The 20,341-nt window shown below is 36.9% G+C and carries 20 protein-coding genes; 17 read left to right on the top strand and 3 right to left on the bottom strand.

The features are described 5' to 3' along the window. Nucleotides 1-29 precede the first annotated feature (29 nt). The 6 genes from AC2YHV_RS21905 (at nt 30) to AC2YHV_RS21880 (ending at nt 6,302) form a co-directional block, all read left to right on the top strand. Entirely contained in the window at nt 30-1,475 is a 1,446-nt protein-coding gene (locus AC2YHV_RS21905) for an NAD-dependent succinate-semialdehyde dehydrogenase (protein WP_487374142.1), read from the top strand. Between the two features lie 14 nt (nt 1,476-1,489). After that, the gene (locus tag AC2YHV_RS21900) at nt 1,490-2,368 is read left to right on the top strand and encodes an NAD(P)-dependent oxidoreductase (RefSeq protein WP_095679740.1); all 879 of its coding nucleotides are present in this window, start codon (nt 1,490-1,492) and stop codon (nt 2,366-2,368) included. 174 nt (nt 2,369-2,542) lie between these two features. Then, nucleotides 2,543-3,493 carry a hydroxyacid dehydrogenase gene (locus AC2YHV_RS21895; protein ID WP_487374141.1) on the top strand — a complete coding sequence of 317 codons (951 nt, stop codon included), beginning with the start codon at nt 2,543-2,545 and terminating at the stop codon, nt 3,491-3,493. A gap of 144 nt (nt 3,494-3,637) precedes the next feature. After that, nucleotides 3,638-3,982: a UxaA family hydrolase gene (locus tag AC2YHV_RS21890; RefSeq protein WP_095679738.1), complete on the top strand. Its 345-nt coding sequence runs from the start codon at nt 3,638-3,640 to the stop codon at nt 3,980-3,982. A 2-nt stretch (nt 3,983-3,984) separates the two neighbouring features. Then, nucleotides 3,985-5,142 (top strand): UxaA family hydrolase, encoded by a 1,158-nt coding sequence (locus tag AC2YHV_RS21885; RefSeq protein WP_487374140.1) that lies wholly within the window; start codon nt 3,985-3,987, stop codon nt 5,140-5,142. An 89-nt stretch (nt 5,143-5,231) separates the two neighbouring features. Beyond that, nucleotides 5,232-6,302, top strand: a complete 1,071-nt coding sequence (locus AC2YHV_RS21880; RefSeq protein ID WP_487374139.1) for an Ldh family oxidoreductase — start codon at nt 5,232-5,234, stop codon at nt 6,300-6,302. Between the two features lie 105 nt (nt 6,303-6,407). Here the strand turns inward: AC2YHV_RS21880 and AC2YHV_RS21875 are convergent, their stop codons facing one another. After that, nucleotides 6,408-7,094 carry a FadR/GntR family transcriptional regulator gene (locus tag AC2YHV_RS21875; RefSeq protein WP_095679735.1) on the bottom strand — a complete coding sequence of 229 codons (687 nt, stop codon included), beginning with the start codon at nt 7,092-7,094 and terminating at the stop codon, nt 6,408-6,410. Nucleotides 7,095-7,338: 244 nt separating this feature from the next. Further along, nucleotides 7,339-8,397: a YeiH family protein gene (locus AC2YHV_RS21870; RefSeq protein ID WP_230176554.1), complete on the bottom strand. Its 1,059-nt coding sequence runs from the start codon at nt 8,395-8,397 to the stop codon at nt 7,339-7,341. 363 nt (nt 8,398-8,760) lie between these two features. Between AC2YHV_RS21870 and AC2YHV_RS21865 the strand changes: the two genes are divergently transcribed. From AC2YHV_RS21865 to AC2YHV_RS21840, 6 genes are all read left to right on the top strand, one after another. Continuing rightward, the gene (locus AC2YHV_RS21865; protein ID WP_412995801.1) at nt 8,761-9,753 is read left to right on the top strand and encodes a TRAP transporter substrate-binding protein; all 993 of its coding nucleotides are present in this window, start codon (nt 8,761-8,763) and stop codon (nt 9,751-9,753) included. Between the two features lie 18 nt (nt 9,754-9,771). After that, nucleotides 9,772-10,341 (top strand): TRAP transporter small permease, encoded by a 570-nt coding sequence (locus tag AC2YHV_RS21860; protein WP_487374138.1) that lies wholly within the window; start codon nt 9,772-9,774, stop codon nt 10,339-10,341. Between the two features lie 18 nt (nt 10,342-10,359). Then, complete coding sequence (locus AC2YHV_RS21855) at nt 10,360-11,640, top strand: TRAP transporter large permease (RefSeq protein ID WP_487374137.1); 1,281 nt, start codon at nt 10,360-10,362, stop codon at nt 11,638-11,640. Nucleotides 11,641-12,362: 722 nt separating this feature from the next. Continuing rightward, complete coding sequence (locus tag AC2YHV_RS21850; protein WP_330502457.1) at nt 12,363-13,232, top strand: cation diffusion facilitator family transporter; 870 nt, start codon at nt 12,363-12,365, stop codon at nt 13,230-13,232. Between the two features lie 454 nt (nt 13,233-13,686). Continuing rightward, nucleotides 13,687-15,315 (top strand): ribosomal protection-like ABC-F family protein, encoded by a 1,629-nt coding sequence (abc-f, locus tag AC2YHV_RS21845; RefSeq protein ID WP_487374136.1) that lies wholly within the window; start codon nt 13,687-13,689, stop codon nt 15,313-15,315. 244 nt (nt 15,316-15,559) lie between these two features. Then, nucleotides 15,560-15,979: a VOC family protein gene (locus AC2YHV_RS21840; RefSeq protein ID WP_063576677.1), complete on the top strand. Its 420-nt coding sequence runs from the start codon at nt 15,560-15,562 to the stop codon at nt 15,977-15,979. 221 nt (nt 15,980-16,200) lie between these two features. Here AC2YHV_RS21840 and AC2YHV_RS21835 read toward each other — a convergent pair whose 3' ends face one another. Next, the gene (locus AC2YHV_RS21835; RefSeq protein WP_198426235.1) at nt 16,201-16,473 is read right to left on the bottom strand and encodes a ribbon-helix-helix domain-containing protein; all 273 of its coding nucleotides are present in this window, start codon (nt 16,471-16,473) and stop codon (nt 16,201-16,203) included. Nucleotides 16,474-16,848: 375 nt separating this feature from the next. Here AC2YHV_RS21835 and AC2YHV_RS21830 point away from each other — a divergent pair, with 375 nt between their 5' ends. From AC2YHV_RS21830 to AC2YHV_RS21810, 5 genes are read left to right on the top strand one after another with little or no spacing between them, the layout of a single operon-like run. Continuing rightward, nucleotides 16,849-18,177: a PTS sugar transporter subunit IIC gene (locus AC2YHV_RS21830; protein ID WP_053534585.1), complete on the top strand. Its 1,329-nt coding sequence runs from the start codon at nt 16,849-16,851 to the stop codon at nt 18,175-18,177. Then, entirely contained in the window at nt 18,170-18,466 is a 297-nt protein-coding gene (locus AC2YHV_RS21825) for a hypothetical protein (RefSeq protein ID WP_057276149.1), read from the top strand. The genes AC2YHV_RS21830 and AC2YHV_RS21825 overlap by 8 nt, the downstream gene beginning before the upstream one ends. Beyond that, entirely contained in the window at nt 18,463-19,545 is a 1,083-nt protein-coding gene (locus AC2YHV_RS21820) for a DUF871 domain-containing protein (RefSeq protein WP_063576675.1), read from the top strand. Before AC2YHV_RS21825 ends, AC2YHV_RS21820 begins: the two co-directional genes overlap by 4 nt. A gap of 30 nt (nt 19,546-19,575) precedes the next feature. Further along, nucleotides 19,576-19,881, top strand: a complete 306-nt coding sequence (locus AC2YHV_RS21815; RefSeq protein WP_048685915.1) for a PTS sugar transporter subunit IIB — start codon at nt 19,576-19,578, stop codon at nt 19,879-19,881. A gap of 24 nt (nt 19,882-19,905) precedes the next feature. After that, nucleotides 19,906-20,232, top strand: a complete 327-nt coding sequence (locus AC2YHV_RS21810) for a PTS sugar transporter subunit IIA (RefSeq protein ID WP_278089211.1) — start codon at nt 19,906-19,908, stop codon at nt 20,230-20,232. Nucleotides 20,233-20,341: the final 109 nt, after the last annotated feature.

The following is a 20,341-nucleotide window of genomic DNA, read 5'->3' as shown; positions in this document are numbered from 1 at the left end:
TTTAAATATATTTAAAGGGGCGTAAAATCTTGAACAATATTATAAAAACTAAAGCAAAAAAACTTTTTATCAATGGCGAGTGGACTGAGGCTTTTTCAGGTGAAACGTACGATGTTTTGAATCCTGCTACTAATAAAGTTGTAGCAACAGTTGCTTACGGATCTACCGAAGAAACTAGGAAGGCAATTAAGGCGGCGAATGACGCTTTCCCAAAATGGGCTGTATTAACTGCTAAAGAACGTGCAGTTTATCTAACGAAATTATATGAATTAATGCTTAAAGAAAAAGAAAGTTTAGCTAAATTGATCACACTTGAAATGGGTAAGCCGATTAAAGAAGCTAGGGGAGAAATTGAGTTAGCGGCAGAATACTTATTATGGAATGCGGAAGAAGGAAAACGAATATACGGTGAAAGCATTCCTTCATCAAGTCCATCCAAACGCTTGCAGGTATTAAAACAACCCATTGGACCAGTAGGAGCAATCACTCCATGGAATTTTCCTGTTTCGATGTTAACAAGAAAACTGGGACCAGCATTGGCTGCAGGTTGTACATTTGTTGTAAAGCCAGCCAGTAAAACTCCTAGCAGTGCTATTCGTCTTTTTGAACTGATTGAACAAGTTAAATTTCCGAAAGGTGTACTCAATTTAGTCATTGGAAGCTCTAAACATATCGGAAATGAAATGATGGAAAATCCAGCTATCAAAAAAATCACATTTACTGGATCAACTGCTGTTGGGAAAAAGCTTATTGAAAATTCATCTCAGCAAGTTAAGAAGGTATCAATGGAATTGGGAGGTCATGCTCCATTTATTGTTTTTGAAGATGCAAACCTTGAGGAAGCAGCTGAAGGAGTTATTATAAGTAAATATAGAAATAGTGGTCAGACTTGTATCTGTTTAAACCGTCTCTATGTGCAAAAATCAGTAAAAGATCGATTTGAAATTCTGTTAACTGAAAAAGTGAATAGTCTAAAAATTGGGGATGGCATTGAGGAATCAACAGAAGTAGGACCACTTGTAGATGAAGAAGCCATCAAAAAAGTGGAGTATCAAGTGGAAGATGCTTTGGAAAAAGGAGGGGTCCTCTTAACTGGCGGAAAGCGTTGGAATGCTAATGAATTATTTTTTGAACCTACACTTATATCAAATGCCTCCCCCGATATGGAGATTTCTTATGAAGAAACTTTCGGTCCAGTAGCACCAATTTATACTTTTGAGTCAGAAGAAGAAGTGATTGAGGCGGCAAATAAAACAGATTATGGACTCGCAGCATATTTTTACACAAATGATTTAGGAAGAAGCATCAGGGTAGCTGAAAAATTAGAGTATGGAATAGTTGGCGTGAATGATGCCACACCAACTGTGGTTCAAGCACCTTTTGGAGGGGTGAAACAAAGTGGCCTAGGAAGAGAAGGTGGACATCAGGGCGTAGAAGAATATCTTGAGACTAAATATATTTCAATTAAATTTTAAGGGGGAAAAATGATATGGAAATTGGGTTTATTGGGCTAGGTAAAATGGGGAGTGGACTTGCAAAGAATCTTATTCGTTCAGGTTACAAATTAATGTTATACGATATTAACCCTGAAGCTGTACGAGCAGTGATGAAATTAGGGGGGAGAAGTGCTGCTTCTCCGATTGAAATAGCTTCTAATGCAGATTTAGTTTTTACAAGTTTGCCTTTGCCAAAACATTTACTTGAATTGTTAATTGAAAACGATAAACTTCTTCAAGCGATGAAACCGGGGGCTGTACTGATTGACGTTAGTACCATTGACCCTGATACGGCGAGAGTGATCGCGGATGAGGCAGAAAAATATAGTGTAGAATATTTAGCCTGTCCTCTAGGCAAGGGGCCTGCTCAAGCGGAAGAAGGTACAGAACCCATTTTTGCTGGGGGCAAAGAAGTTGTTTTTAACTGTCACAAAGAAATGTTAGAAAAAATTGGGCGACCTGTGTCGTACTTGGGAGATGTTGAACAATCAACGGCTTTTAAACTAATTAGTAATATGGTGGGAATGGCAAATTTATCAGTAATGAGTGAGGGGTTTCAATTGGCTATCCAAGCAGGAATCGATCCATCACAATTCAAAGAGTTATTGCATGATACTGGGGCAAATTCAGCCCAATTAAATTTGAGAGGGCCGTTAATTTTGCAAAATGATTATACACCAATGTTTTCTGTGGATTTAGCCGAAAAAGATGTACGTCTTGGTGTAAAGATGGCAGAAACAATAAATTATACTGCCCAGTTTAGTAAATTGGCATTGGTTCATCTTCAAGAAGCACAAAATATGGATTTAGGAAACAAAGATGCTGCAGCCGTATATCAGACATTTCAAAAAAAAGTAGAGTCAAAATCGTAAGGAGACGAAAGGGGAGCGAAGCTGTCGTTTAAATGGGCAGCCATATTATAAGGTTGTTTGTTTTCTATCTTTCTATTCAAAAGAGTTTTTTGTAGTAATAAGATCAAAAAATTAAGAGATATTTAAGATATTAATATATATGCTTTTGGAACACATATAAGAGAGGGGTTAGTTATGAAAATATTAATTACAGAACTCATTTGGAAAGAAGGAATAAAGGAACTGGCGGACCAAGGTTTTGAGATTGAATATGATGAAACCTTATGGAGTAAGAGGGAACAATTACTGGAGATTATTCCTCGTTTCGATGCTGTAATTGTAAGAAATCAAACAAAAGTAGATCATGATTTATTGAATTCGGGAATTAATTTAAAAGCAGTAGGTAGACTTGGTGTGGGCCTGGATAATATAGATTTAAAAATAGCTAAAGAAAAAAACATAAAAGTTGTTTATGCAAAACATGCCAATGCAACATCTGTGGCTGAATACGTTATTACTGCAATGTTAAACGTTCAGAGACCTCTTCATTTAGCTGAGTTAGATGTAAGAGAAGGAAATTGGAACAGAAAAAAGTATACTTGCGGGGAGTTGTATCAGAAAACAATTGGTTTAGTTGGTTTGGGTGAGATTTCTCATCGGGTGTCAAAAAGGGCTAAAGCTTTTGGAATGAATGTAATAGGCTATGATCCGTTTGTGACCGAATATGACCATATTTTATCTGAGACAGGTGTTGAAATCAAATCATTGCTTAATGATGTATTGTCTAAATCAGATTTTGTTTCACTCCATGTGCCATTGACATCTCAAACTTATTCTTTGATTGGACAAAATGAGCTGAAATTAATGAAGCCAACCTCTTATATTATTAATACTGCCCGAGGAGGAATCATAGATGAAAATGCTCTTGCAGAAGCATTGAATCACAACATGATTTCCGGTGCTTTTTTAGATGTTCTTGAAGTAGAACCTCTTGATCTTGGACACCCTCTACTTGATTGTAATAATGCTTTTATCACACCACACATCGCGGGTCTAACTAATGAATCTCAAATCCGTACTTCTTCATTAGTGGCAAAAGAAATAATTAAAGTATTGAGTGGAAAAGTGTCCTTATGCATTGTTTGATGCATGAATAAAATTTTTAAAGTGAAAAAACAAAGACAATATTCAGAAAATTTAAAAATGTTATTGACTATACAATTTATTGGTGGTTAAATAAGAATATAAATATTGGTTGGGTCACCATACCAATACAAAGGAGGAAAATTAATGAGCAAGAATAGTCATACGGAAACACCCGTGAAAAATAATCCTGAAGCTCAACCATTGTTATCCACTCACAAATTTCTAATTCACCACCAAGGTGATCATGTAGGTGTGGCTACAACCCCGATTCAAAAAGGGGAGAAAGTAGTTGGTATCTATATGGATGATAATACGGCAGTGGAAGTTGAATCCCTAGATGATATCCCTTTAGGGCACAAAATCTCTCTTGTTAATCTAAATGCAGCAGAACCTGTACTAAAATATGGTGTTCAAATTGGTCTAACAACGAAATCATGGGTGGTGGGCGATTACGTCCATACACACAATATTAAAACGGCGAGGTGGTAAAGATGGAACAACAAATTTATGGATATCGAAGAGAAAACGGTAAAGTAGGCGTTCGTAATCATGTAATTCTTCTACCTGTAGACGACATTTCGAATGCAGCTTGTGAAGCAGTAGCAAAACAAATTCAAGGAACTTTAGCTCTTCCACATGCTTATGGAAGATTGCAGTATGGTCCGGATTTGGACCTGCATTTTAGAACAATGATTGGAATCGGATCTAATCCAAATGTTGCAGCAGTTATAGTAATTGGTATCGAAGAAAATTGGTCTAAGAAAATCGCAGATGGTATTGCTGAAACAGGAAAGCCTGTATCATACTTTTCTATAGAAGGTAATGGAGATTTAGAGACCATTCGTAAAGCTTCTTGGAAAGCCAAAGAGTATTCACAGTGGGCTTCAGAGCTTCAAAGAGTACCAGTTGAATTAAAGGATTTGACTATCAGTATCAAATGCGGTGAGTCAGATACCACAACAGGATTAGGATCTTGTCCAACAGTTTCACAAGCGGTTGATCGCCTTGTGGATGCCGGAGCTACAGTATTCTTCGGTGAAACATCGGAGCTAACTGGAGGAGAGCACATCATTTATAATCGTATGGCCACTCCTGAATTGAAAGAAAAGTTCACATCCGTTTATGAAGATTACGTAGGGGAAATTGAATCAAAAGGTGTAGATCTTCTAGGCTCACAGCCAACACAAGGAAATATCGCTGGCGGCCTATCCACAATCGAGGAAAAAGCCCTTGGCAATATTGCTAAAACTGGAACAAAGCAAATAATAGGAGTACTTGAACCAGCTGAAAACCCTGAGAATGGAAATGGATTATATTTCATGGATACTTCATCAGCAGCAGCTGAATGTATTACTCTAATGGCCGCTGGCGGAGCTGTCCTTCATCTTTTCCCAACCGGGCAAGGAAATATTATTGGTAATCCAGTTGAACCAGTAGTGAAAATCACAGCAAATCCAATTACGGCAGGTACCATGAGTGAACATATTGATGTAGATGTACAAGGTTTACTATCTCGCCAAATTTCACTTGAAGAAGCTGGTGACCAATTGATGGAAATGATTTGCAGAACTGTGAATGGGCGACTGACAAGTGCAGAAGCACTTGGACATAAAGAGTTTGTAATGACAAAACTATATCGAAGTGCATAACTAAAAGCAGTCTCCCTACACATTTCTAGTAGGGGGATTCTTTTTAGAAGATTGAGATGAATAAAAGTCGATTTCAGAGGAGGATCTTAGTGAAAAGGTATAATGAATCAGCGTTAAAGAGATTTTGTGAAGAACTATTGGGGAAAATGGGAATGTCAAAATTGGATTCTGGTGTAGTGGCAGATTCATTAGTTACAGCGAATATGGAAGGGGTAGACAGCCATGGTATTAGTAGACTTCCAATTTATTCTAAAAGATTTTTAGATAACAGAATAAATATATCACCTAATATTCAACTTCAAGAAAAAAGCCCTTCTGTATTGGTGGTTGATGGAGACAATGGTCTCGGGCACGTAATCAGTTACCATTCTATTTTAAAAGGTATTGAAATGGCTAAAAGTACAGGTACAGCTGCCATCGCTATTAAAAATAGTAATCATTTTGGTACAGCTTCATATTTTTGTAAATTAGCGGCTGAGCAAAATCTAGTATGTATCGGATTTACTAATTCACCTCCAGGCATTGCTCCTTGGGGAGGAAAAAAAGCATTCTTTGGTACAAACCCTATCGCTTTTGGATTTCCAACAGATGATGATAAGCCGGTAATCATTGATTTATCTACAAGTATAGTAGCAAGGGGGAAAATTATCTTAGCTGCTAATCAAGGAAAAGAAATACCTGAAGGCTGGGCAATAGATAGAGAAGGTCAGCCGACTACTAGCGCAGAAGCTGCTCTTGAGGGGTCGGTGTTACCTCTGGGCGGAGCTAAAGGAGCGGCTTTAGCCTTAGCTGTAGAGATTTTGACAGGTGTACTATCAGGGGCTGCTTTTGGGCCAAAAGTAAAAAATTTATATGATGAAAAAGAGATTGAACCTGCAAATGTCGGGCACTTTTTTATTTTATTGGATATTGAAAAATTTATTGATCTTGAGGTATTTTTTCTATCTATTAACATGCTATTAAAAGAAATGAAAGAGGTCCCTAAAGCTCTGGAAAGTAGTGAGATACGATATCCTGGGGAACGAAGAAGACAGGAGGCTCTAAATAGTTTAAAAGAAGGAATTCAATTGCCGGACAGTGTTTTAGGAGAACTGGTTAGATTGGGTGAACAGTTTGACATCCCTTTTCCATGCCCCATGAAAACAGACCTACTGACTTAATAATATAAAGGCTGTTCATATAAAACCTTTTACCTTGCTATTAATGACGTGCATGTCATAATAACAAAGATCAAGTGTCTTATAATGAACAGCCTTTTAAATAAATTAATTGTTCTCGGTAATAGATTTCTCAACACTTTCTAAATGCTCTTTCATGTACCTTTGTGCCAATACGATATCTTTTTGTTTAATGGCTTCAAGAATTTTGCTATGTTCCTGTACGGATTGTATAGCACGTCCTGGGATTTGAATCGTTTTCATTCGAGATTCAGACAATAAGTCGATGAGAAAATGCATAATCCTAATAAGTACCATATTTTTAGAGTTATTGGCCAGAGTTAAGTGGAATTTATGGTCCAATTCTGCTAACCTGTCAAAGTTTGTGTTAGTTTTTGCGACCTCTTTTGCTTCATTAATAATTCGATCTAATTGATTAACTTGTTCTAAATCAGAGTTTTCAATGGACCACTTTACTGTGGATTCTTCTAAAACTTTTCGAACTGAAAAAAAATCTTTTATCTGATCGGAAGATACAAAAAAAGCTTCTGTCATTTTTTGTATTTGGTGTTCTGGTGAAGAAATAAAAACACCTGTGCCATGTTTGACAGTCAAGTACCCATAAGCTTCAAGAATTTTATAAGCTTCTCTAACCGTGTTTCTACTTACTTGAAGTTCTAAGGCCATATCCCTTTCACCTAGGATTTTTTCACCTTCTTTATATACCCCATCTTGAATTCTTTTTTTTATATTATCTGCAACCTGTTCCGAGACCCCTTTTCTGTTGACGATCATTGTATATCTCTCCTATCTTTTTTGATACAGACAGTATTTGCCTATATAAAGGTGGACATTTAAAGAGATTCCATGACCCAACCTTTATTTTATTTAAACATGACCTTATATAGTAAGCAATCCATATTTCGGCTCGCATTATTGAAAACGCATTAATTTATCGTTGTGATATAAAAAATGCTCGCAGAAATCTCTTTGTTAAAGAATCATCTGCAAGCTGAATTGTTCCCAACTCATACCTATATTAAATTTTGGTAAGAAAAAATCCTAAAATTATTAAGGCAAGAGAGCCAATTGAGCCTGTTAGCAAAACATTGCGATTCAACTTTTTAAACTCTTTGAAGTTGACACTTAAACCAAGACCAGCCATAGCCATGGATAATAGATAAATACTTAATGTAATTAATACTTCTGTAATGGACTCTGAAAAAACCCCCCATGTATTCAAAATACACATTGCTAAAAAGCCAAAAATGAACCAAGGTATGGGTAATTCCTTCAAACCTCTTTTCTTAATATTTACAGGGTGACTTTTTTTGAAAAAAATTCCGAAAATGATCGCTACAGGAATTAGAAGGGTTACTCGCCCTAGCTTTACAAGAATCGCTGTATCACTGCTTGCATCTCCACCTGGAGCTGCAGCGGCAATTACATGAGCTAACTCATGTAGAGTTGAGCCAGCTAATACACCATATTTATAACTACTTAAATCAAGGACAGGGTATATAAAAGTGTATACAATCGTTACTACTGTTCCTAGAATTGCGATAAAGGCAACAGATATGGCCGTCGTTTCTTTCTTGGCTCCTATTAATGGTGCGATAGCGACAATGGCTGCTGCTCCACATACTGCAGTTCCGACTGCGATTAGGGCTGATAAATGTCGGTCAATAGAAAGCAGTTTTCCTAAATACAACATAAAACCCAGTGTAAAAGAAATTACTATTACATCAATCAAAACTATGGAAAAGCCTGCTGAAATAATCTGTTGTAAATCTAACCTTAAACCCATCAAAATAATTCCTGCACGCAGTAATATTTTACTGCTAAATGTTATCCCAGTTGTTGAACCTTGTGGAACATCTATTGTTGCTTTCCATGCCATACCCAAAATGATCGATATAATCATGCTCCCCATTACCGAAAAAATGGGAATCTTTATAACAATCCCAGCGATAAAGGCTATTGCAGCTGTTAATAAAAGTCCCTTTATAAAACCTATATATTTTAAATAAGGTTTGGGGTTAGGACTGGGAGGGGGTATAGACTTTTCATTTATTTTTCCCCTTGCTAAGCTACTCAAATTTTATCCTCCTTTAACTTTAAATTGGAATTTAGCAACAATGTGGCTCAGTGACCCAACCAATAATTTAATTAAATCATTTTCTGCAATCTTTATCAACGAAATTTTAAAATTAAAAATTAAATATTTTAAAAATACTGACTTTAATTGATTTTTGTTTTGTGAAAACTGTAATGTTTTTTGAATATTCAATAAATAACTTAAAAAGTTATTGATTTTTTTGGAAATTATCAATAAAATAAGTTTAATGGTTGGGTGACCGAACAACTTAGATTTGAAATGATATTTTAGTTTTAAATGTACGGAATTAGGCAAGTCAACTTTATTAATGAAAGGGATTACAAAATGTTAGGAGGATGTTACATGAAAAGATATGCTTCCATTCTTATTGTTTTAATTTTCATTCTTGGTGGTTGCTCCAATGCTGTAACAAGTAAGGAGAAAAGTGCCGAATATGTGTTAAGGTTAGGACATTTACAGACTGAGGTTCACCCTTATCACAAAGGTGCCTTAAAGTTCAAAGAGGAAGTAGAAAAAAGATCTGAAGGGAGAATAAAAGTTGACATTTTTCCTAGTAGTCAATTAGGAAATGGAAGGGATCAGATTGAAGGAGCTCAAATAGGGTCCATTCATTTCCACATTGGTTCAGTAGCTCCTGTTACAAATTTTGCACCAAAATTTAATCTACTTAATTTACCTTATTTATTTGAAAGTCGTGAACAAGCTTTCAGAGTTTTAGATGGGGAGATTGGAAAAGAAATTGCTGCCGATTTGGAAACTAGAGGTTTAATCAATTTAGGTTATATGGAAAACGGTTGGAGACATATGACAAACAATAAAAAGCCAATAAAAACTAGTAAAGATGCCTCCAATTTAAAACTAAGAGTTCAGGAATCTCCACCATATCTTTCTTTTATTAAGGCTCTCGACTCTAACCCAGTACCTGTACCATTTGGGGAACTTTATACCGCATTAGAACAAAAGGTTGTGGACGGGCAGGAGAATCCACTCGCACAAATTTATTTGAATAAATTGAATGAAGTTCAAAAATATCTAACATTAACTTCTCATAATTATGATGCAGCTGTTTTTATCATGAGTAAAACCACGTTTGATACTTTACCCCTGGATCTACAAAAAATCGTAAAAGAATCTTCACAGGAGGCTATCCAATATGAGAGAAAAGTAGCGATAAAGGATGAAAAAAAGATATTGGGAGAGTTAAGAAAAAGCGGAATTCAAATTGAAGAAAACCCTGATTTAGAGTCTTTTAGGGAGGCAGTTAAACCTGTGTATAAGGAATTTGAGTCTTCTTTAGGCAAAGACTTGTATTTGAAAGTTGAGAGCCTTAAATAAAGTTTAGGGGGATTTATATTGAAAGTATTTATGGGGAATTTGAGTGGGAAAATTAATCAAATAAGTCGTTTCTTCCTAATTTTTTTCTTTGTCATTGCCTTTTTGTCAACAGTATATCAAGTGATTTCACGTTTTATTTTACAGAGTTTGATGGTGAAAAATGCTCTTCCTATGGTCGATTTTTCTATATTTAATTTAACCTGGATCGAGGAGCTCATTCGATATTTGTTTGTTTGGATTGTCTTTTTAGGAATTGGGATAGTTTACAAGAGCAAGGGCCACGCACAAGTAGAAATATTACACCATTATTTACCTGAAATATTCAAAAATAAGTTATTGGCGTTTATTGAAATAGTAAATACGTTCCTGTTTCTATTTTTAATTGTATATGGATGGAGTATATTGAAGTTTACTAGTCAACAAATTTCACCGTCGTTAGGAATAAATATGACTTTTATTTACGGAGCTGTCCTCATCTGTTCCTTGTCCTGTCTGGTTCACTCTTCGGTTCATTTACTTGGTTTGGTATCGATTAAAAATGTAAAAGAAGATGTTTATGAAGAAATCCATAAAAATACCAATATATGAAATTGAGGTGGAGTATTAATGACAGTAGCTATTATCGTCCTTTTTGTATTATTCTTCTTAATGATTATCGGCGTTCCCATTGCCATTTCCCTTATTTTGGCTTCAGTTGCCGGATTTATGTCCAGCATCTATTATATTCCATTAGAAGTAATTCCTCAAAGACTGATAACTTCGGTAGATTCCTTTCCACTACTAGCCATTCCTTTTTTCATGCTTACAGGTGAATTCATGATGTCAGGTAGCATGGGGCGTAGAATAGCAGGCTTTGCATTTGCCACCATGGGTTGGGTAAGAGCTGGATTGGCGCAAGTTTCTACTCTAACCAGTATGTTTTTTGCTGGAATTTCTGGTTCAGGGGCAGCTGACACAGCGGCTGTTGGGAAAATGATGATTCCAATGATGGAGGAGAAAGGATATGATAAAGGTTTTGCAGCTGCTACTGTTGCGAGTGCAGGGACGATTGCGGTAGTTATTCCACCCTCCATACCAATGATTGTTTATGGTGTAACTGCGGGAGTATCTATTGGGGATTTATTTACTGCAGGAATTATCCCGGGGATATTAATCGGATTGTCTATAATGATGTTAAACTATTGGCTCACAAAAAAGAATGGGTATTCTGAAGAGGTAGGTAAATTTGAATTTGCCTCCTTCAAAAAAACCTTTTTTGAAGGAATATTGGCTTTAGTTTTACCTCTAATTATTATTTTTGGAATTCGTGGAGGGATTTTCACCCCGACTGAAGCTGCTGCTATAGCTGCAGCGTATGCTTTTATAATAAATAAATTTGTCTACAAAGATATGGACTGGAAAGACATTCCGATTGCATTTCTTAATGCAGGGAAAATGACAGCGATGGTTGTCTTTATCATAGCAGGTGCCAACTTATTTGGTTGGCTGTTAACAGCAGAGCAAATCCCACAACTTCTCACCCAGCTTGTTACAAGCTTTTCTGAAAACAAATATATTTTACTAATTATGTTTAATATTATTTTCTTTATCGCTGGATGCTTTTTGAACGCATCTGCCGCTATTACTATACTAACGCCTTTACTTCTACCTATCGCTGTGGGGGTTGGGATTGATCCAATATTTTTTGGTTTGATCATGGTTGTCAATCTTTCTATAGGGCTTATAACTCCCCCTGTAGGGTTAGATCTTTTTATTGTAAAAGGGATAGCTAATGTATCATATGACAAGTTAATTAAATCAATTGTGCCTTTCATTATTGTGATGATTTGTGACTTATTAATTATTACTTATTTTCCTGCACTCTCAATGTTCTTAACTACTTTATAACTTTTTAATAAGTCAACGGGTCTATGCAGCCCGGCTACTGTTTATCAAATATCGATACTAAACATGGTTAATCAGAAATTATTGTCTGGATGGTTTTTATCCTACATGTTTATTTAGCTGAAAATCAGAGCGTCTTGTAGCTGGATTTTAATTTCTTGAACTATCGGGTCAGGGGAGTTTAAGTTAATATTACTATCTTGCAATAAGTGGGGGAAATTATCCATGACAAATTTAAAAGGTATTTGGGTAATACAATGGGTGGCAATCCATGAAGATTTGTTTATTGAAAGATGCAACTAATCGCATCAAGTGACACACTAACATCATGAAACTTACACAATCGTCAGCTATTACTATAAATCGAACGGTACTTCTTAAATCAATCACCTAATATCTGTTACAAAAAGTTGTAGATCTCCCAAAAATAGCTTAGTGATTCATTTGTAGAAATTAAGAACCCCAGTTAACCTTCCAAGCGAAGGTAACTGGGGTTTACAGTTGAATTTGTAAAAAGAACACTTAAAATTATCGGAAAAAGTGATAACCGCCCGTTGGGCTTTATAATCAAAGGTTCATTAATATTATTCTATTCAGATAGTTTGCCATATGCAACATAGTTATCTATCACTTACTTATATAAAGCGATACAAAAAGGTTGCTATAGACCCACCCATTTTTAAGTTGATATGATATTCAGGTACTTAATTGTGGGGGGAAGTTGAATGGAAGAACAAAAATATAATGACCTCAAATTAGGCGAACGTGGTGCAATCATCAGTATTATTGCTTATATTTGTCTATCAATCATAAAGCTGGCTATCGGATACATAAGCGACTCAGCGGCTTTAAAAGCGGATGGGTTGAACAACACGACTGATATTATCGCGTCCCTTGCCGTATTGATCGGTTTAAGGCTAGCTCAAAGACCCCCCGATAAAGATCATGGTTATGGTCATTGGAAGAGTGAAACGATTGCATCAATGGTAGCTTCATTTATCATGTTTGCCGTTGGTGTACAAGTATTGATAGATGCTGTTGCTTCCATGCTTAAAGGTGGAGAGGAATCACCCGACATTATTGCCGGATATGTAGGTGTTTTATCAGCAATAGCTATGTATTTTGTATACCGATATAATAAAAAGCTTGCTATGAAAATTAACAGTAAAGCCGTTATGGCAGCTTCGAAAGATAATATTTCCGATGCTTGGGTAAGTATAGGAACAGCTATAGGGATTTTCGGATCCCAATTAAACATGCCATGGCTTGATCCCCTTACGGCCATCATTGTTGGATTATTAATATGCAAAACAGCCTGGGATATATTCAGTCAAGCCTCACATGAACTTTCTGACGGTTTTGATGAAAATAAAATTCATCTATATAAAGATGTAATTACAAATGTGGATGGAGTCAAGGGGATAAAAGAAATTAAAGGAAGAAATTACGGGAACAATGAAGTGATTGATGTTGTGATCCTTGTCAATTCTACCTTGGATATTAAAGAAGCACATGATATAGCGACACATGTAGAAAAAGTGATGATGAAAGATCATGGAGTGTATGATGTTCATGTCCATGTAGAGCCCAATTAACTCTCTCTTTCATTATGAATGAATAAAAAAGGTATAAATCTGCTTTACAAACATATAAATAATATGCAATCATTAATTCATTACATTGGAAGGAAAAGGTACCTTATACAATGAAGCAGTAATCTTATCAAATAAACAGTAAATCTGAATCAATTTCAATGGGTGTAATCGGTTAGATATGTTCAATGCAAATAAGCCGTCACTTTGTTTGCTTACCGGATTTATCGGTAAGTAAAGTGAATTTATTTTTTCATTTGAACAAGAATCTTTTTAGATGCCCATGTGAGATTTTTAATGATTATGTTTAGAGATGGGATTCGTCTGTTCGTTTATAGGTACTAATTCATATACAACCACTTTTTCTGATATCCAATCAGATGAGGTATATTTGGTTTATGTATATTAATTTAGTAACAGGCGATCTCTCTCTAGAAAAATGGAGGGGGATTTTTTTATGTTATTTTTAAAAGCGAATGATTTAAAGAAAAGCTACGGAAGCCGTGAAGTTCTTTCTGTTGATACACTTCATCTTTACAGTCATGACCGTGTTGGTTTGGTTGGCAGGAATGGAGAAGGTAAAACGACCCTGCTTTCTATACTAGCGGGAGTGAGGGAACCCGATTCCGGTCATATCGAGAGCTATGGAACGGTCAGCTATATCCCGCAGATGGAAGAAACTGAACAAGAAATAAGCGGGGTATTAACGAGTATATGGAAACTGCCCGATGAGAATCAAGAAATCATAAGCGGCGGTGAACGAACCCGAAGAAAAATCGCCGCAGCCCTTTCTTCCAATGCGGATGTATTGATCGCGGATGAACCTACCAGCCATTTGGATATATTCGGAATTGAACAATTGGAAAAAGATTTAAAATCTTTTAATGGCGCTATTTTGCTTACTTCACATGATAAAGCATTCTTGAATCATCTATGTACAACAATATGGGAAGTTGAGCAAGGCAAGGTAACGGTATATGAAGGGAATTACGAAGCGTATATAGAACAAAAGCAGGCAAAAACAGAAAAGAAAAATAAGCAATATGAAGAGTATACCCGCGAAAAGAACCGGTTGAAACAGGCTGCACAAAACCTCCAAGCCAAATCCGATTCAATTAGGAAAGCCCCTAAACGAATGGGTAACTCAGAAGCAAGGCTGCATAAACGGAGCTCCGGGAAACAGAAGGCGAAATTGAACCGTTCTGCTGAAGCGATCGAAACTCGAATCGAAAAATTAGCAAAAAAAGAAAAACCGAGGGAAGATACCCCCATCATCTTTGATATTTCAGAATTTCCATCTTTGCATAGCAAAAGGGTCATTCGATTTAATGGCTGTTCCCTGAAAGTCGGGTCACGGGTGCTGAAACAACATATTTTTGGAGATGTCCCCTTAGCTTGCAGACTCGCCATCAATGGTCAAAATGGTTCAGGAAAAACGACTTTATTGAAAAAGATAGTGGAAAGGCACCCAGATTTATATGTCGCGATGCCAGCAAAGATTGGATTTTTTGCCCAACAACAAGAAAATTTAAATGAAAGTAAAACGGTTCTCGAAAATATATTGGAGGACAGTCCCTACAATCAAGCCTTTATTCGTACACTTTTATCACGATTAGCTTTTAAAGGAAATGACGTTCACAAACAAGTATCACTTTTAAGCGGTGGGGAAAAAGTCAGGGCTTCCCTAGCAAAAGTTTTTTTGGGAAACTATAATGTACTGGTTTTGGATGAACCTACAAATTACCTGGATATTCATACTAAAGAGGCTTTAACAGAAGTGTTAAAAGCATATCCAGGAACGATCGTTTTTGTGACTCATGATCGTTCATTGATTCAATCGCTTGCAACACATTCACTTTCATTTGAAAAAGAACCCCCGAGAGTATGTGCTATAAATAAGGAATCAACAAAATCAGCCACTCGCAAGGATGGCCTTGAAGATAAACAGGCTGAGCTTCTTATGATTGAAGTGCAAATCATCGAGACACTTGGTAAACTGTCCAGTGTTATGAAGGAAGAGGAAAAAGCGGAATTGGATAGGGAATACCTCCAACTCTTGAACAAGAAAAAAGAGCTTGAAGAATAAGTGCAAACCATAAAAGGCCCTTCTCAATCGAGAGGGGCCATTTGATTGATAAAGAGCGGTTAAAGTAGAGAGATAGATTACACTTTAAATACTAATAAAATGGATTAGTGAAATTAATGAAAAAAAAGATGGGGGATGTTAAAATTAACCAAGTATATGAAGGGAAGACTCATCTTGATTGGGATTCAATTAGATAAAATAAATGAAATTTAGAAGGAGAAAGTAAGTAAGAAGGAGGGCAATCATGAAACCACGTATTACTGTCATTACATTAGGTGTGGATGATTTGGAAAAATCGCTGGAATTCTATCGGGATGGCCTGGGATTTCAAACAAAAGGAATAGTGGGCAAAGAATTTGAGCATGGAGCCGTTGCCTTTTTCGACCTGCAAGGTTGCTTAAAGCTTGCCATATGGAATCGAAGGGATATAGCTCATGAGGCCAAGGTTCCTTTGTCTCCGGCAAGCCCTACTGAATTTACCCTTGGTCACAATGTAGGCAGTAAAGAGGAAGTGGATATGGTGTTGGAAAAAGCAAAAAAAGCTGGAGCGATCATAACCGATCCGGCACATGACACTTTCTGGGGAGGATACTCTGCACACTTTCAAGACCCTGATGGACACCTTTGGGAGGTCGTTTGGAATCCGCAGTGGGATGGTGAATAGAATCATGATTTGAGATCATTTCGATACTCTAGTTTTATTCATTCCATGAAGATCAGAGTCTAGGGGAGACCGCGCAGGTTTAAAGGCGCCGAGGGCTGTCCGCCCGCGAAAAGCGAGTGCCTGGAGTGAAAATCCAACGTTCAAATTATAAAAACCATAAAAAACTGTAGGCAAAATCGATTTTCATCAAGTTTGCCTACAGTATGAAACAAGTACTTTACCTAGGGGTTATGTGCTTGTTTTTTATTTATGAACTCTCTGCTTTTTGCAATCAATTCATTATTCTTTTCAATCGCTTCGTTATTACTGTATTTCACCTGATTAACGGTATCATTATCTTCCATGTATTCAAGCAGCAAGTCTACCGCTTTATCCATCAGTCTTTCGATGGGGATACCTCTTTCTTCAGCCAAATTAGCGAGTCTATTATTCAAGTACGGATTGAGGGTAATGTTTATTGGTTTTCTCGTTTCAGAATTGATAGGCCGTTCCACCTTCAGTCTTTTAATCTATCATATACCTTTAATTGAGGGTTAACAAATATAGTGTAGGGAAATGTATGTAGGCTTTGGTTCATCTTTGCACTCAATTCTGGAAGTGAAAAGTGATTTCAAAAAAGAAAGCAGGAAATTGGCAGTGATCAATTTTCCAGTTTTCTTTTTTTTTGCACTTGGGGAGTCACGAGAAGGGTTTCCACCTCTTTTATCAACAGCGGATTTATAACTGCACTATGTATTCTTGGATTTCAAAGTTAATAACATAAACCATATTTTTAATAAAAATATTGACATAATGAATATAACGTTATAATGTTTATTTATTGTAATTGTGTGTTTTTTCAGACTTTTAATCAAAAGGGGGAAAAGTTATTGAATAATTTTATGGGGATACTCGAAATGAAAGTGCTTCCAGTCGCAAACAAAATTGGTTCACAAAGACATCTGCTGGCAATCAGGCACGGTGTTCTGGCAACACTTCCACTGACGATCATTGGATCATTCTTTGTTATTTTGTTGAATTTTCCAATCAATGGGTATGACGAATGGATTGCACCTTATCGTGCCGCTTTGGATGTTCCGTTTCGGTTTACGGTCGGAGCAATGGCTTTATATGCAGCTTTTGGGGTGGGGTCAGCGCTTGCAGGACATTATAAATTAGATCAGCTCAGTGCAGGCCTTCTATCAGTCTTAGCTTTTCTGATTACATGTGTTGTGCCTACCCAAGTCATGGAATCCGTTCCAGGAGTAATAGAAGCCGGTCGCTGGTTACCTATCAGCTCTTTAAGCGCAGCCTCTTTATTCGGTGCAATAGTAACATCCTTGATTTCAGTTGAGATTTTTCATTTTTTGATTAAACGCGATATAAAAATCAAATTACCGGAAAGCGTTCCGCCAATGGTTTCGAATTCCTTTGCAGCCCTGATTCCAACATTGGTCGTGGTCCTTCTTTTCTGGGGCATTCGATATGGTTTGGGCTTTGACATTAACTCGATCATCACTACTTTGGTGTCACCTCTCAAAAATTTATTGGTTGGCAATAGTTTAATAGGAGGTTTGCTTACAGTCTTTCTCATCGTTTTCTTTTGGTCTCTTGGTATTCATGGACCGGCAATATTGGGTCCAATCATACGGCCGATGTGGGATTCGGCGATTCTCGAGAATATGGATGCATTTGCAAGAACGGGTAATGCGGCGAATTTGCCCAATCTATTTACCGAACAATTCATTCAATGGTTCGTCTGGATTGGCGGGGCGGGATCGACATTATCACTTGTTGTACTATTCCTATTTTCAAAATCCAAGTATTTGAAAGAGCTTGGTAAGCTGTCCTTTGTTCCAGGGATTTTTAATATTAACGAACCTATCATTTTTGGAGCGCCGATTGTCATGAACCCCATTTTAATGGTTCCATTCATCGTTGCCCCTTTGGTAAATGTCATCGTCTCTTATACATTCTTTCAATTAGGGTTAATACCGATGATAATGGCTAAACTGCCGTTTACGGTCTTTAGTCCAATTGCCGCTGTCATCAGTACTAATTGGACAATCATGGCCGGGGTTCTCGTTTTATTGAATTTTGTCATCTCATTAATGATCTATTTTCCATTTTTCAAGATGTTCGAGAAGCAGCATCTACGTGATGAAAATAAAATAGAAGCTGGACCGGAAGAAAAGAAAGCGGGCATTAAATATGCCTGAAATAATATTCGCCATTCTATCATTTGTCGGGGCGCAAATCATTTTTTCCCGTACTCGGCTAGGTGAAAGTTTAACACCATGGAAATCGGTTGGCCTGTCTATTTTAATCATTAGCTTTTCAATCTTTCTATTTACCGCAATGGGATCGACTTATTATTTGATTGTCATTGTACCAACGATTATTTGTTCTGTAATGGTATCCTCCCGCTACCGTGACTATTTAATGGGATTACAAACTAAGCGGGCTCAATGGAAAGAAAGTAGAAAAGGAGTGAATGATAGCTTATGAGAAGATTAGGTATTTCAATTTATCCGGAACACTCTACACCGGATAAAGACAAGCAATATATTAAACTTGCCCATAGTTATGGTTTTGAACGAATATTCACGTGTTTATTATCGGTTTCAAAACCATATGAAATTGTCATGGAAGAATATAAAAATATTATTTCTTATGCGAAAGCTCTACATATGGAAGTCATACTTGATGTTGCTCCAGCTGTTTTCGATAAGTTTGATATTAGCTATGATGATTTAAGTTTTTTCGCAGAAATGGGAGCTGACGGCGTTCGTCTGGATCTTGGATTCGATGGCTTGAAAGAAGCTAAAATGACCTATAATCCTTATGGATTGAAAATCGAATTGAATATGAGTAATGATGTTGATTATTTATCGAACATTCTGACGCATCAGGGCAATAAAAATCAAATCATTGGCTGTCATAATTTCTATCCCCAAAAATTCACAGGTCTTCCTTACGACTTCTTCATCGCCTGCAGTAAACGGTTTAAAGAACATGGCATTCGTACAGCTGCATTCGTTACTTCACAGACCGGTGATATAGGTCCTTGGAGTATAAATGATGGATTATGCACATTAGAACAGCACCGTGAACTTTCAATTGATGTACAAGCCAAGCATCTATGGGCAACGGGTTTAATTGATGATGTCATCATTGGGAATGCTTACGCTAGTGAAGAGGAACTAAGAATGCTGGGGGCCTTACAGCGTGACATGATCGAGTTGAAAGTGGAACTCCATTCGGATGCGTCACCAATTGAGCAAAAAGTTGTACTGGATGAATTACACCTTCGCCGTGGTGATATCAGCGAGTATATGGTCCGTTCAGTGGAGGTCCGGAAAAAATATGCGAATGAAGATTTTGCAGTCCGGGAAAGTATCCCACAGCGCAAAGGGGCCGTTTTCATCGGCAATGATTCTTTTGGAAAATACAAAGGCGAACTTCAAGTCATCTTAAGGGATATGCCATTGGATGAACGTAAAAATGCAGTCGCCCATGTTGTAAAAGAGGAACTTTTTTTACTGGATTATATTAAACCATGGGGCACATTTAGATTGATTAAATAACCTGACCCTAATTTATAAGGAGGAATAATGATGAATATTTTATTATGCTGTTCTGCAGGTATGTCCACTAGTCTTTTGGTTAATAAGATGGAGAAAGCGGCGGTGGAAGAAGGATTGAGCGTGAAAATCCAGGCTGTTGCCACTATGGAAGTAAGAAACCATATAAATGAGGTGGATGTTATTCTTTTAGGCCCTCAAGTTCGGTATCAACTTAATGATATAAAGAAAATAGGGGATGAAAAAGGAATACCTGTAGATACGATAAATCCAATGCATTATGGAACTTGTAATGGCAAGGAAGTATTGCGTACGGCCCTCCAATTAATTTCAAAATAAAATACTATCAAAAGGAGTGGTAAAATGACAAAAACAAAAGAGGATCTATCAGAATTATCATTTCAATTAATTCTCCATAGCGGGAATGCCCGCAGTTGTGCAATGGAGGCCATCGCCTTGCAAAAACAAGGTAAATCAAGCGATGCCCAGGATAAATTAAAGGAAGCGGAAAATGAGTTTGTTGCTGCACATAAAATCCAAACCGCATTGATTCAACAAGAAGTGAATGGTGAGAAATTCGATATTCCAATGCTCTTGATCCATGCTCAAGATCACTTGATGACTTCCATGACAACAAAAGATTTAGCGATAGAAATCGTGGAATTACACAAGAAAACACAAAAGAACTAACAATATTCAGGAGGTTGCTGCGGCAGCCTTTTTCTTATGTTCATAACGTGAGAACTTCAACGAGAAGGCGGAGATATCCTCCTTCATGAACCTAAGTTAAATGAATATG

The sequence above is a fragment of the Peribacillus sp. SRI_006 genome, assembly GCF_057586375.1.
This window is presented reverse-complemented; position numbering and strand designations above follow the sequence as displayed.